Origin of the sequence: Streptomyces sp. NPDC047841 (genome assembly GCF_040704085.1) — a bacterium.
In the GTDB taxonomy this organism is placed as follows: domain Bacteria; phylum Actinomycetota; class Actinomycetes; order Streptomycetales; family Streptomycetaceae; genus Streptomyces; species Streptomyces argyrophylli.
Genome location: NZ_JBEYRP010000029.1, coordinates 1 through 13,100 on the forward strand (window position 1 = coordinate 1; position 13,100 = coordinate 13,100).

Below are 13,100 nucleotides of genomic sequence, written 5' to 3' on the forward strand. Positions count from 1 at the left end.
GCCCGGTTACATTCCGAACCCGGAAGCTAAGCCTCACAGCGCCGATGGTACTGCAGGGGGGACCCTGTGGGAGAGTAGGACGCCGCCGAACAATTATTGGGAAAACCCCCGCACCTTCGGTGCGGGGGTTTTCTGCGTTTCAGGCCCCTGAGACATCCCCGAAGGGACACCGACGGTTCGGAGCCTGTCAGAGCCGGCCCGCCGCTTTGAGAGCCAGGTACGCATCCGCTAGCGCCGGCGCCAATTCCTCCGGCGTCGCGTCCACCACCGTCACCCCATGACGGCGAAGCTGCTCGGCAGTGCGCCGACGCTCGTCCTGCGCCTGAGCGGCCGCCGCCGCTTCGTACACCGCCTCCGTGTCCCCCCGGGCCTGCGCCATGCGGGCAATATAGGGATCCGCCACCGAGGCAACCAGAACTGTGTGGCGTTGAGTGAGCTGCGGGAGCACAGGAAGCAGGCCCTCCTCCACCGGTGCCGCGTCCAGCGTCGTGAGGAGCACGATCAGGGAGCGGCGGGGCGCGGTGCGGAGCGCTGTGGCGGTGAGGCCGCGAGCGTCGGTCTCGACGAGTTCCGGTTCCAGGGTCGCCATCGCATGGACCAGAGAAGGCAGCACATCGCCCGCCGCGCGGCCCTGGACCAGGGCGCGGATCCGGCGATCGTAGGCCAGCAGGGCCACGCGGTCGCCGGCGCGTGAGGCGAGAGCGGCGAGCAGCAGGGCCGCGTCCATGGAGGCGTCCAGGCGCGGTGCGTCGCCCACGCGGCCGGCCGAGGTACGGCCGGTGTCCAGGACCATCAGGATGTGCCGGTCGCGTTCGGGGCGCCAGGTGCGGACGGCGACGGCGGACTGCCGGGCCGTGGCGCGCCAGTCGATCGAGCGGGTGTCGTCACCGGGAACGTACTCGCGCAGGCTGTCGAACTCCGTTCCCTCCCCGCGGGTCAGCGCGCTGGTACGGCCGTCGAGTTCACGCAATCGGGCGAGTTTCGACGGGAGGTGCTTGCGGCAGGTGAACGGGGGCAGAACCCGTACTGTCCAGGGGACCTCGTGGGCGCCCTGGCGGGAGAAGAGTCCGAGGGGGCCGTAGGAGCGGATCGTCACGCGGTCGGCCCGGTGGTCGCCGCGGCGGGTGGGGCGCAGTCGGGTCGTCACGCGTCGCCGCTCGCCCGGTGGCACGGTCAGCCCGTGCCGGGATGCGGCGAACTCGGTGTCCGGCTGCCAGCTGCTCGGTGGCCACGCGTCGCGCAGTCGTGCCCGCAGCGGGCGGCGGGAGGGGTTCGTGATCGTCAGTGTGACGTCGGCGGCGTCGCCGAGACGGGTCGAGCTGTCGCCGGAACGGATCAGCTGGAGACGGCGTACCGGTGCGGCCAGTGCGTAGTCGCAGGCGCAGGCCAGGGCCAGGGGGCCGTTGACCGCGAGGATGCCCGTCCAGCTCGGTTCCAGGATGCCGATGGGGATGGAGCCGAGGGCCGCGAGGAGGGCGGCGCGTCCGGTGAGAGCCATCAGCGGGGGACCGGTACGTGGGCGAGGATGGCGTTGATGACCGCATCAGCGGTCACGCCTTCCATTTCGGCCTCGGGGCGCAACTGGACCCGGTGGCGCAGAGTGGGCAGCGCGAGGGCCTTCACGTCGTCGGGAATGACGTAGTCGCGGCCGGTCAGCCAGGCCCAGGCGCGCGAGGTGGCGAGCAGAGCCGTGGCGCCGCGCGGGGAGACGCCCAGGGTGAGGGAGGGCGACTCGCGCGTGGCGCGGCAGATGTCCACGACGTAAGCGGTGATCTCGGGGGAGACGGTCGTCTTGGCGACCGCGGCACGCGCCGCCTCCAAGTCGGCGGGGCCGGCGACCGGGCGTACGCCGGCGGCGCGCAGGTCGCGTGGGTCGAATCCCGAGGCGTGCCGGGTGAGTACGTCGATCTCGTCCTGCCGGGAGGGCAGAGGGATCGTCAGTTTGAGGAGAAAACGGTCCAGTTGGGCTTCGGGGAGGGGGTAGGTGCCTTCGTACTCCACCGGGTTCTGCGTCGCGGCGACGAGGAAGGGCTCGGGGAGCGGACGGGGGGTGCCGTCGACCGTCACCTGCCGTTCCTCCATGGCCTCCAGCAGGGACGCCTGGGTCTTGGGAGGGGTGCGGTTGATCTCGTCCGCGAGGAGGAGGTTGGTGAACACCGGGCCGGGCTGGAAGGAGAACTCGGCGGTGCGGGTGTCGTAGACGAGTGAGCCGGTCACGTCGCTCGGCATCAGGTCCGGGGTGAACTGGACGCGTTTGGTGTCGAGTTCGAGTGCCGATGCGAGGGCGCGGACGAGCAACGTTTTGGCGACCCCGGGGACTCCTTCTAGTAGTACGTGTCCGCGGCAGAGGAGGGCGACGACGAGGCCGGTCACGGCGGGGTCCTGGCCGACCACGGCTTTGGCGATCTCGGCGCGCAGGGCCTCCAGGGAGGCCCGGGCGGTGCCCGGGTCCCCGCTCCGCCCGGCGTTGTCGGTGGTCGGGTCCGTCATGAACGGCGTACCTCTCTTTCGAGGGCGTCGAGTTGGTCGGTGAGGGCGACGAGGGCCGTGTCGTCGCTAGGAGGCGGTCCGAAGAGGAGGGAGTGCAGGGCCTGCCCGTCACCGGCCAGGTGGGCGGACAGGGCGGGCAGCAGGGCCTCGGGCGTGTGCGCCTGGGGGGTGGGGACGCCGACGAGGGGGGCGAGGCGGGTGCGGGTGGCGGAGCGAAGAGCGGCGGCGGCGCGGTCCCGGGCGTTGGCGGTGCGGTAGAGGCGGGCGCGGCCTTCGGCGGTCTCGGAGGCGCGGATCGCGACGGGGAGTTTCTCGGGCACGAGGGGGCCGAAGCGGCGTGCCCGCCAGAAGGCGGCGAGGACGGCCGCGATGAACAGTTGCAGGGTGGCCCAGAGCCATCCCGGGGGGAGCAGGTCGAGGAAGCTCTTCCGCTCGCCGTTCTCGGTGGCGGAGGCGTCGGACAACGAGGGGAGGTACCAGACCAGATGGGGGCGGGAGCCGAGGAGTTGGAGGGCGAGCGAGGCGTTGCCCTGCTCGTCGAGGCGGTCGTTGTAGAGGATGTCGGGCGCGCCGAGTACGACGGTGTCACCGCCTCCGGAGGTCGCGGGGACGCGCAGGAGGGTGGCCAGGCGCTCGCCGGGGTAGCAGGAGTCGGCGTCGAGGCGGGTGGTGGTGTAACGGATGCCGCCGGTGTCGGCGGGGCCCGCGCGCCGGGCTTCGGGCAGCGTGCAGTGCGGGTCGAGGGTGGAGTTGTCGCTGGTGGCGGGGTCCGCGGAGATTCCGGGGGCGAGCCGTTCGACGGACCAGCTGCCGGCCGCGACGAGGACGGTCCGTCCGCCGGAGGACGCGGTCGCCGCGTGCAGCTCGGTCTGCTGGCGGTGGGTCAGCAGGTCGGGTACGGCGACGAGCAGGGTGGTGTCCGGCCCGGCGGCGGCGCGGGCCGCGCCGAGGGTGGTGACCACACGGGTGGAGACGCCTCGTTCGGCGAGGAGTTGGGCGACGGCCCGGCTGCCGTAGGGGTCGGGGGAGCGCGGGTCCAGGTCGCCGTGGTGGGTGGTGGAGCGGACGGCGGCCATGGCGACGGCCGCGGCCAGGAGCAGGACGACGGCGAGTGCGATGCCTCGCGTGCGGGTCCACACCTGGCGGCCGGTGGGCGCGGTGGAGGTGGCCGTCGGGAGGGCCGCGGTGGTCACTCGGCGGCCCCCTGGCGGGTGCTCCGGGCCTTCGTGGTGGTGCCGGCGGGGCTGGTGGCGAGGGCCGGCCTGGTGTGTTCCAGGTCGCGGTCGAGTTCGGCGAGGCGGTGGTACGACGGCTCGTCGGCCGTGCGTCCGCCGTATGTGACGTCGTCGAACGCACGGGCGGCGGCGCGCAGTCGGTCCGTGTGCGCGGGCAGGGCGCGCCCGGCCTCGGCGGCCGCCTCGTCGGCGGTGCGGCCGGGGCGTACGTCGAGCAGGGCCCGTTCCTCCAGGGAGCGGACGAGGGCCCGCATGCGTTCCTGGAGGGCCTGGTTCCAGTGGCCCTGGGCCGCGTGGGCCTCGCTGGCTGCGCGGTGCTCAGCGGCGCTGCGGGGGCGCTCGTCGAAGAGGACGGCGGCCGAGGCGGGCCGGCGCCGGGGAGTGCCCAGGCGCCACCACAGGGCGGCCAGCACGGCGACGACGAACAGGATGACGACGGCCAGGCCGACCGCGCCGCCCGGGGTCGCCGAGGCAGCCGAGCCGAGGGCCCGGTCGAGCCAGTCCCAGAACGCGTTCAGGGCGCGCTGGAGCAGGCTGGGGTCGTTCTCGTGGTACATCCCCTTGGACAGTTCGCGGCGGGCCGCCTCGCGTGCGGGATCGCGTCCGATGATCACCGGGGGCTCGTCCCCCGAGCCCCCGGTCGCGAGCACGACCCGGTCCGTCGCGCGCAGCAGCCGGTCCGCGACGGCGGTGGCGGCACGCGGTAAGGGCGCCGCCGTGAGGACTCCCCCCGTGAGGCTCACCGCATCAGCTCCCGGGGACGGGGCCGGGGACGCCGGTGCCGTAACCCTGGACACCGGCGGCGCGGGCCAGTTCGAGGTCGAGGGCCTCCCGGCGGATGCGCTGGTCGATGTAGAGGAGCACGGTGACGCCGGCGCTGATCGGAAGGGTGAGCGTGGTGCCGATCAGGGAGCCGATGCCCCGGATGATCAGGAACGCCCAGCCGACGTGTCCGCCGCTGGTGCCGAGGATGTCGTCCATGCCGTCGCCGCTGACGGCGGCGCCGATGAGGGCGAAGGGGATGGTGACGACCGCCGAGACGATGTTGGCGATGAGCCAGGCGAGGAGCTGGATGCCGAAGACGCGCCACCAGGAGCCGCGCACCAGCTTCGCGGAGCGGCTCATGGCCTTGGTGACGCTCTGGCGTTCCAGCATCAGGGCGGGGGCGGCCAGGTAGTAGCGGATGGCCAGCCACACCGCGACGACGACGGCTCCGAGGATGCCCAGGGCGAACAGGGCGGACCCGCCGATGTCGCTGCCGCCGCTCAGCAGGACCAGGAAGCCGGGCAGTGCGCCGACGACGATCACTCCGATGGTGATCAGGCCGAGCAGGAGGAGCAGTCCGGCCAGCCTCGGGATCTGCGGGCGGGCCTCGCGCCAGGCCTCGCCGGTGCTGACCGGCCTGCCGAGCACGGCGCGGCTGGTGATGGTGGTCAGCAGGGCGGTGGCGATGATGGCGGCGGCCGCGGAGATCACCGTGACGATGCCGGTGCCGATCATGGAGTCGCGCAGGGAGCGGTAGACGTCGTCGAGGGTGGCGGTCCGGCTGTCGAGCGATGTGCGGGCGAGGGCGTCGTTGACGAAGAAGCCCTGGACGAGCACCAGGCAGGTGTCCGTGACGACGGCGACGGCCAGCGCGATGCCGAGGACCGTGCGCCAGTAGGTGCGCATGGTGGAGACGGCACCGTCGAGGATCTCGCCGACGCCGAGCGGGCGCAGCGGGATGACGCCGGGCTTGGCCGCCGGCGGGGGACCTCCCCAGCCGCCGCCCCAGGCGGGGTAGCCGCCGGGGTTGCCGTAACCGCCGGGGTGCGGGCCGCCGTATCCGCCGCCGGGGGCACCGTAGCCGGGGCCGCCGGGCTGCCCGCCGCCCCAGCCAGGGCCGGGCGGCGGAGGCGGCGGGGCGTGGTGCGGGCTCGGGGCACCGGTGGGCGCGGACCACTGGCCGGCCGGCGGCTGCTCCTTGGACCACTTCGAGCCTGGGCCCTGCGCGTCCGGGCCCGGCTGCGGCGCGGGTTCGGTGGGGGCGGGGCGGTCCGCGGGCTCGGCGGGGCCGGACGCACCGGGTTCCCGCCCCTCGGGCGACGGGGCGGATCCGGGCGAGGCCCAGCCCGGAGTGTCAGTCATCGAAGCTCCTTCTCGGTGCCCGTCCGCGGTCGCGGCGGCAGGTTGGCAGCCATCGTGCCATGTGCTGGTCACCGGGTAACCGGCCACGGTGGGGGCCGGACGCCTTCAATTGTCCGCCGGATCCGGGGCAGACTGACGGCATGGTTGATCAGCAGGCGCGAACCGGTGGGGACAGGCGGCCGACCGAGATACCGGCGATCCGATGGGAGGAACCACCAGAAGGCCCCGTACTGGTCCTTCTTGATCAGACGAGGCTTCCGGCCGAAGAGGTCGAGTTGGTGTGCACGGACGCGGCGGCGCTGGTGGAGGCGATCCGTTCGCTCGCCGTGCGCGGGGCGCCGCTGCTCGGGATCGCGGGGGCGTACGGCGTCGCGCTCGCCGCCGCGCGGGGGTTCGACGTGGCCGAGGCGGCGCGGTCGCTCGAAGAGGCGAGGCCCACCGCGGTGAACCTGTCCGTCGGGGTGCGCCGGGCGCAGGCGGCGCACCAGGCGGCGCTGGCCCGGACCGGCGACCCGACCGCGGCCGCCGTGGCGGCGCTGGCCGCCGCGCGGGCGCTGCACCAGGAGGACGCCGAGGCCAGCGCCAGGATGGCGGCCCACGGTCTGACGCTGCTGGACGAGTTGCTGTCCGGTGGCGGGCACCGGATCCTGACCCACTGCAACACCGGGTCGCTGGTGTCGGGCGGGGAGGGCACGGCCTTCGCGGTGGCCCTCGCCGCGCACCGGGCGGGCCGGCTGCGGCGGCTGTGGGTGGACGAGACGCGTCCGCTGCTGCAAGGCGCCCGCCTGACGGCGTACGAGGCGGCCCGCAGCGGTATGGGGTACACCCTGCTCACGGACAACGCGGCGGGTTCCCTGTTCGCGGCGGGTGAGGTGGACGCGGTGCTCGTCGGGGCGGACCGGATCGCGGCCGACGGTTCGGTGGCGAACAAGGTGGGAAGCTATCCGCTCGCCGTGCTCGCCCGGTACCACCATGTGCCGTTCATCGTGGTGGCGCCGCTGACGACGGTCGACCCGAACACGCCCGACGGGACGTCCATCGAGGTCGAGCAGCGTCCCGGCTTCGAGGTGACCGAGGTGACGGCGCCCCAGGCGGCGGGAGCGGGGGGTGGGATTCCGGTGGCACCGCTGGGGACGCAGGCGTACAACCCGGCGTTCGACGTGACCCCGCCCGAACTGGTGACGGCGATCGTCACCGAGGAGGGGGCGGTGTCGCCCGTGACGGCCGAGGCGCTCGCGGAACTGTGCGCCCGGTCAGCGGCCGGGGCTCCGCAGTCGTCGGGCTGACACCGGCGAGCGGCATCATCGTCGGCGGACAGGGGCAGACAGTGACGGCCCCGTACGACTATCGTCACCGGCCAGTGACCTGCCTCACCAGGGCGCCTGTCGCTGTTATGAGAATGGGATGATGTCGTTTATGAAGGGACGAGTCCTTGTCGTCGACGACGACACCGCACTGGCCGAGATGCTCGGCATCGTGCTGCGTGGTGAAGGTTTTGAGCCGTCTTTCGTAGCCGACGGCGACAAGGCGCTGGCCGCTTTCCGGGAGGCGAAGCCCGATCTGGTGCTGCTCGACCTGATGCTGCCCGGACGGGACGGCATCGAGGTGTGCCGGCTGATCCGGGCGGAGTCCGGTGTGCCGATCGTGATGCTCACGGCCAAGAGCGACACCGTCGACGTCGTCGTGGGCCTGGAGTCGGGCGCCGACGACTACATCGTGAAGCCGTTCAAGCCGAAGGAGCTGGTGGCCCGGATCCGGGCGCGGCTGCGCAGGTCGGAGGAGCCGGCGCCGGAGCAGCTCACCATCGGTGACCTGGTCATCGATGTCGCCGGGCACTCGGTGAAGCGGGACGGGCAGTCGATAGCACTGACCCCGCTGGAGTTCGACCTGCTGGTCGCGCTCGCGCGCAAGCCCTGGCAGGTGTTCACCCGTGAGGTGCTGCTGGAGCAGGTGTGGGGCTACCGGCACGCGGCCGACACGCGGCTCGTCAACGTGCACGTCCAGCGGCTGCGCTCCAAGGTCGAGAAGGACCCGGAGCGGCCGGAGATCGTGGTGACCGTCCGTGGTGTCGGTTACAAGGCCGGACCGAGCTGACATGTCCGGGGACAGCGCCGCTTCGGCCCCCGGCGGTACTGGGGCCCGCCCGGAGCGGCCTGTCGGCCGGACGGCGGCGGGTGCGCGCTGGCGGGCGATGTTCGACGGCGGGCTGATCGAGGGCGGGGTGCAGGGCAGCCCGGTCCTGCGCCTGTTCCTGCGCTGGGTGCGCCGTCCGCTGCTGCCGGTGATGCGGTTGTGGCGGCGCAACATCCAGCTCAGGGTCGTCGCCACCACCCTGCTGATGTCGCTCGGCGTCGTCCTGCTGCTGGGCTTCGTGGTGATCGGGCAGGTGCGCAACGGCCTGCTCGACGCGAAGGTCAAGGCGTCGCAGAGCCAGGCCACGGGCGGGTTCGCGGTGGCCAAGCAGAAAGCCGACGAGGCGGCCGGCGGGACGGCAGCCGGGACCGGTGCCGGCGACGGCACGGCGACCGGGGACGGGCGGCAGTCGCAGAACGTCATCCAGTGGATGAGCGACCTCGTGGAGTCGCTGTCCAGCGGCGGCGCGGGCGCCTTCGACGTGGTGACGCTGCCGGTCGGCGACGACAGCGGTGGCGGACGCAGCCCGCGCGGCTCCGGGAACGTCAACCCGACCTCCAGCGTGCCCGCCGCCCTGCGCGAGCGGGTCAACAGCGGAATGTCGGCCGTCCAGAGCAACACGCGGATCGTCTACTACGGCGGCAAGGACTCGCAGCCGGGACTCGTCATCGGCAAGCAGGTCAACGACCCCAACGGCCGCCCGTACGAGCTGTACTACCTCTTCCCGCTCACGCAGGAGGAGAAGTCCCTCAGCCTGGTCAAGGGCACGCTCGCCACCGCCGGGCTGTTCGTCGTCGTCCTGCTCGGCGCCATCGCCTGGCTGGTGGTGCGGCAGGTCGTCACGCCGGTGCGGATGGCGGCCGGGATCGCGGAGCGGTTGTCGGCCGGGCGGCTGCAGGAGCGGATGAAGGTCACCGGCGAGGACGACATCGCGCGCCTGGGCGAGGCCTTCAACAAGATGGCGCAGAACCTCCAGGGCAAGATCCAGCAGCTGGAGGACCTGTCGCGGATGCAGCGGCGGTTCGTCTCCGACGTCTCGCACGAGCTGCGCACCCCGCTGACCACGGTCCGGATGGCCGCCGACGTCATCCACGAGGCGCGCGGGGACTTCGACCCGGTCACCGCGCGGTCGGCCGAGCTGCTCGCCGACCAGCTGGACCGGTTCGAGTCGCTGCTCGCCGACCTGCTGGAGATCAGCCGTTTCGACGCCGGAGCGGCGGCGCTGGAAGCCGAGCCGATAGACCTCAGGGAGGTCGTCCGGCGGGTCGTCAGCGGTGCCGAGCCGCTCGCCGAGCGCAAGGGCACGCGCATACGGGTCCTCGGCGACCAGCAGCCCGTCGTCGCCGAGGCGGACGCCCGGCGAGTGGAGCGGGTCCTGCGCAACCTCGTCGTCAACGCCGTCGAGCACGGCGAGGGCAAGGACGTGGTCGTGAAGCTGGCCGCGGCGGGCGGAGCCGTGGCCATCGCGGTGCGGGACTACGGCGTGGGCCTCAAGCCCGGTGAGGCGACCCGGGTCTTCAGCCGCTTCTGGCGGGCCGACCCGGCACGCGCGCGTACCACCGGCGGCACCGGCCTCGGGCTGTCGATCGCCCTGGAGGACGCGCGGCTGCACGGCGGCTGGCTTCAGGCCTGGGGCGAGCCGGGCGGCGGCTCGCAGTTCCGGCTGACGCTGCCCAGGACGGCGGACGAGCCGCTGCGCGGCTCACCGATACCGCTGGAGCCCAAGGACTCCCGCCGCAACCGGGGCCTCGACGACGCCGGCCTGCCGCGGGCGGGCGAGGAGAAGCGGGCGACCGTTCCGGTGCAGCAGAACGGCGTCCAGCCCGCGCTGCCGCCGCGGGCGGAGATCGCGCCGCGGCTGACCACGTCCACCCCGGCCACCGGCCCGACCGCCCTGCCCGGCAACGGCAACGGCACGCGTGTCGTGCCCCGGCCCGCCGCCGGCGCACGGCGTCCGGCCGACGGGCCCGCCGCACATCCGTCGCCCGGTGCGGGCGCGGGAGCGGGCGGGCCGGACGCGGCCGTGCCGGAGGACTCGACCGAGCCAGGGGAGGCATTTCGTGGCCGCTGACCGCGAGGGGGGCGCGCGGCGGCGGTCGTGGCGCGCGGTGGCGTACGCCGCCCTGGGTGCCGTACTGCTGGCCGGTTGTGCCTCGATGCCCGACAGCGGGGACCTGCGGGACGTGGAGTCCACGCCGCGGCAGGACACCGGGGTCCGGGTGTTCGCCATGCCGCCGGCCGACGGCGCAGGTCCGGGCGAGATCATGCAGGGCTTCCTGGAGGCGCTGACCAGCGACGACCCGGGGTACGACACGGCTCGCAAGTACCTGACGGCCGACGCGGCCCGCACCTGGCGGCCCGAGCAGTCGACCACCGTCCTCGCGAACGGGCCGACCATCGAGACCGACTGCCGTCCGGGCGGCCGGGAGGAGACCAACAGCGTCACCTGCGTATTGGCCGGAAGCCAGGTCGCCACGGTGGACGCGCAGCAGGCCTACCAGCCCGCCGACGGCACCTACCGCAAGAAGCTGCACCTCACGAAGGACCCGAAGAACGGGCAGTGGCGCATCGACGGGCTGCCCGACGGGGTCGTCATGGGCAAGTCGGACTTCCAGCGGAACTACACGTCCGTCGGCAAGTACTACTTCGCCTCCGACGCGTCCGTCGGGGTGGGCGGGCAGCCGGTGGCGGTCGCCGATCCGGTGTTCGTGCGCAGCAAGGTCGACCCGATGACCCAGCTGGTCCGCTCGCTGCTGAAGGGCCCCACCACCTGGCTCGGACCGGTGGTCCGGTCGAGCTTCCCGACCGGTACGGCGTTGCAGAAGGGTGTGTCCGGGCTGGCACCGGACGACCAGAACAAGGTGACCGTGCCGCTGAACCTCAAGCCGTCGCGGGTGGCGCCGGGCAAGTGCACCGAGATGGCGACGCAGATGCTGTTCACCCTGCGGAACCTGGCGCCGACGCTGGAGTCCGTCGAGCTGCGGGGGACCGGTGGCGACCGGCTGTGCGAACTGACCGGGGAGCGCGCCGAGTCCGTCGCCTGGCACGGGTCGTCCAAGCGCCCCGACTACCTGTACTTCCTCGACGGCAAGCACCGGATGGTACGGATGCAGACCGGGAGCACCGGGACGGCGTCCGCGCCGGTGCCGGGTCCGCTGGGCGAGGCCGGCAGGGGGCTGCGGTCCGTGGCGGTGTCGCGGGACGAGCAGACCGCGGCCGGGATCGCCGACGAGGGCAGGACGCTGTACGTGACGTCGCTGGCGTCGGACGGATCACTCGGCGCTCCGCTGGTGACCAGCGCCGGTACGACCCCCGACCACCGGCTCGCCACCCCGAGCTGGGACGCACGCGGCGACCTGTGGGTGGCCGACCGCGACCCGCACCGGCCGCGGCTGTTCGTCCTGGAACGGGGCGCCGAGAAACCGGAGCCGGTCGCCGTACCGGACCTGTCCGGCCGGATCGAGGACGTGCGGGTGGCCGCCGACGGGGCGCGGATCGCGCTGGTCGTGGAGAAGGACGGCAAGCAGTCCCTCTTCATCGGGCGGATCCAGCGCGACGACGGGACCGGGCAGGGCATCTCGGTGGACGGACTGCGGTCGGCGGCACCGGACCTGGAGCAGGTCAGCGCCATCTCCTGGGCCGGGGACAGCAGGCTGCTGGTCGTCGGGCAGGAGCAGGGGGGCGTGCAGCAGATGCGGTACGTCCAGGTCGACGGCTCCACGCTCGACGGCCCGGCACCGGGCACGCTCACCAGCGTGAAGGCGGTCGCCGCGTCCGAGGACGAGCGGGTGCCGCTGGTGGCCTACTCGGAGGACGGGATCGTACGACTGCCGTCCGGGGCGCAGTGGCAGAAGGTCGACAAGGACGGGTCGGCGCCGGTCTATCCGGGCTGAGCGCGCGGCGGCCGGGATGCTCCGGCCGGGCTGGGCGCGGGACGGCCGGGAGCGGGACGCTCCCTTCCCGAGCCACGGGCCGAGTTGTCCACAGGGCGTTGTCCACAGGGGTGGCCGGTCCGTGGTCGCGTTGGCACAGTGGTGGTCATGCGGGGGTGGTGGCAGGACCTCAGCGACCTGGTGCTGCCGGCCGACTGCGCGGGTTGCGGCGCACCTCGTGCGGCGCTCTGCCCGCGGTGCCGGGCCACGCTGCACGGGAGCGCGGCGCGGCGGGTGCGGCCGGTGCCGGAGCCGGCCGGGCTGCCGGTGGTGCACGCGGTGGCTCCTTACGCGGCGCAGGTGCGCGAGCTGTTGATCGCGCACAAGGAACGGGGTGCGCTGACGCTCACGGGAGCGCTGGGCACGGCGCTGGCGGGGGCCGTGCGGGCGGGCCTGGGCGCGGAGGACGGCGCGGGTGCTGGTGCGGGCGGTGGTGCTCGCGCCGGCATGGACCGTGGTGCCCGCGTCGGTGCGGACCGCGGTGCCCGCGGCGGTGCGGGGCCGGCCGGGTGGACCCGGCCCGAGCCCGTGGTGCTGGTTCCCGTGCCCTCGGCCCGGTGGGCCGTGCGGGCGCGTGGGCACGATCCGGTGCGGCGGATGGCGCTCGCGGCGGCCGGGGAGCTGCGGCGCACCGGGACGCCGGCCCGGGTGGCGGCCGTGCTGCGCCAACGGCGGCCCGTGGCCGACCAGGCGGGGCTGGACGCGCGGCGGCGCCTGGAGAACCTCGCCGGGGCGCTGGAGGTGAGTCCGGGGGGCGGCCGGCTGCTCGGGGCGGGCCGCGTCGTGCTCGTCGACGACCTGATGACGACGGGCGCCAGTCTCGCGGAAGCGGCGCGGGCCCTGCGGGAGACGGTCGTGTCCCCCGGTCCGGGCAGGACGGCTGTGTACGCGGCCGCAACTCGGGAAGGTAGGGAGGAACGACGGATCGGTGCCCCGCCGGGGAGAAGGGAGTCGGTGCACAGTGCACCGGAAAATGCGATGCCGAACGCCCTGCGGTGGATGCTGCATGCCGCCGTGATCGCAGCTCCTCGCGATTCTTTCGAAATGAGCAGGAACTGATCGTCAACGTGCATCGTTCCAGCTAGTGACAGGGGTAATTCACCGGAATGGAGGTACGTCGCAGTAGAGGGTGACGACATCCGTCCGGGCGAGATATGTTCGGGTGTGAGGAAAGGCGCAGGCC

The 13,100-nt window shown here is 73.4% G+C and carries 10 protein-coding genes and 1 rRNA gene; 6 read left to right on the forward strand and 5 right to left on the reverse strand.

All coding sequences use genetic code 11. The annotated features are described in order from the left end of the window. Nucleotides 1-91, forward strand: a 5S ribosomal RNA gene (gene rrf, locus AB0947_RS35020); the annotation flags it as partial. Between the two features lie 96 nt (nt 92-187). Here rrf and AB0947_RS35025 read toward each other — a convergent pair. The 5 genes from AB0947_RS35025 to AB0947_RS35045 all read right to left on the reverse strand — a co-directional run bounded on the left by AB0947_RS35025 (nt 188) and on the right by AB0947_RS35045 (nt 5,852). Continuing rightward, nucleotides 188-1,498 (reverse strand): DUF58 domain-containing protein, encoded by a 1,311-nt coding sequence (locus AB0947_RS35025; protein ID WP_366754415.1) that lies wholly within the window; start codon nt 1,496-1,498, stop codon nt 188-190. Continuing rightward, nucleotides 1,498-2,490 carry a MoxR family ATPase gene (locus AB0947_RS35030; RefSeq protein ID WP_366754416.1) on the reverse strand — a complete coding sequence of 331 codons (993 nt, stop codon included), beginning with the start codon at nt 2,488-2,490 and terminating at the stop codon, nt 1,498-1,500. The genes AB0947_RS35025 and AB0947_RS35030 overlap by 1 nt, the downstream gene beginning before the upstream one ends. Continuing rightward, nucleotides 2,487-3,683, reverse strand: coding sequence for a DUF4350 domain-containing protein (locus AB0947_RS35035; RefSeq protein ID WP_366754417.1), 1,197 nt, complete (start codon nt 3,681-3,683; stop codon nt 2,487-2,489). The genes AB0947_RS35030 and AB0947_RS35035 overlap by 4 nt, the downstream gene beginning before the upstream one ends. Further along, nucleotides 3,680-4,399, reverse strand: a complete 720-nt coding sequence (locus AB0947_RS35040; protein WP_366754473.1) for a DUF4129 domain-containing protein — start codon at nt 4,397-4,399, stop codon at nt 3,680-3,682. Before AB0947_RS35040 ends, AB0947_RS35035 begins: the two co-directional genes overlap by 4 nt. A gap of 73 nt (nt 4,400-4,472) precedes the next feature. Beyond that, the gene (locus tag AB0947_RS35045; RefSeq protein WP_366754418.1) at nt 4,473-5,852 is read right to left on the reverse strand and encodes a glycerophosphoryl diester phosphodiesterase membrane domain-containing protein; all 1,380 of its coding nucleotides are present in this window, start codon (nt 5,850-5,852) and stop codon (nt 4,473-4,475) included. 140 nt (nt 5,853-5,992) lie between these two features. Here AB0947_RS35045 and mtnA point away from each other — a divergent pair, with 140 nt between their 5' ends. The 5 genes from mtnA to AB0947_RS35070 all read left to right on the forward strand — a co-directional run bounded on the left by mtnA (nt 5,993) and on the right by AB0947_RS35070 (nt 12,976). After that, on the forward strand, nt 5,993-7,138 hold the full coding sequence (mtnA, locus tag AB0947_RS35050; RefSeq protein ID WP_366754419.1) for an S-methyl-5-thioribose-1-phosphate isomerase: 1,146 nt from the start codon (nt 5,993-5,995) through the stop codon (nt 7,136-7,138). A gap of 118 nt (nt 7,139-7,256) precedes the next feature. Beyond that, a complete protein-coding gene (mtrA, locus tag AB0947_RS35055) occupies nt 7,257-7,946 on the forward strand; it encodes a two-component system response regulator MtrA (protein ID WP_005316841.1) in 690 nt (229 codons plus the stop codon). Nucleotide 7,947: 1 nt separating this feature from the next. Continuing rightward, a complete protein-coding gene (gene mtrB, locus AB0947_RS35060) occupies nt 7,948-10,056 on the forward strand; it encodes an MtrAB system histidine kinase MtrB (protein ID WP_366754420.1) in 2,109 nt (702 codons plus the stop codon). Beyond that, on the forward strand, nt 10,046-11,878 hold the full coding sequence (locus tag AB0947_RS35065; protein WP_366754421.1) for an LpqB family beta-propeller domain-containing protein: 1,833 nt from the start codon (nt 10,046-10,048) through the stop codon (nt 11,876-11,878). The genes mtrB and AB0947_RS35065 overlap by 11 nt, the downstream gene beginning before the upstream one ends. A 147-nt stretch (nt 11,879-12,025) precedes the next feature. Next, nucleotides 12,026-12,976: a ComF family protein gene (locus tag AB0947_RS35070; RefSeq protein ID WP_366754422.1), complete on the forward strand. Its 951-nt coding sequence runs from the start codon at nt 12,026-12,028 to the stop codon at nt 12,974-12,976. Nucleotides 12,977-13,100: the final 124 nt, after the last annotated feature.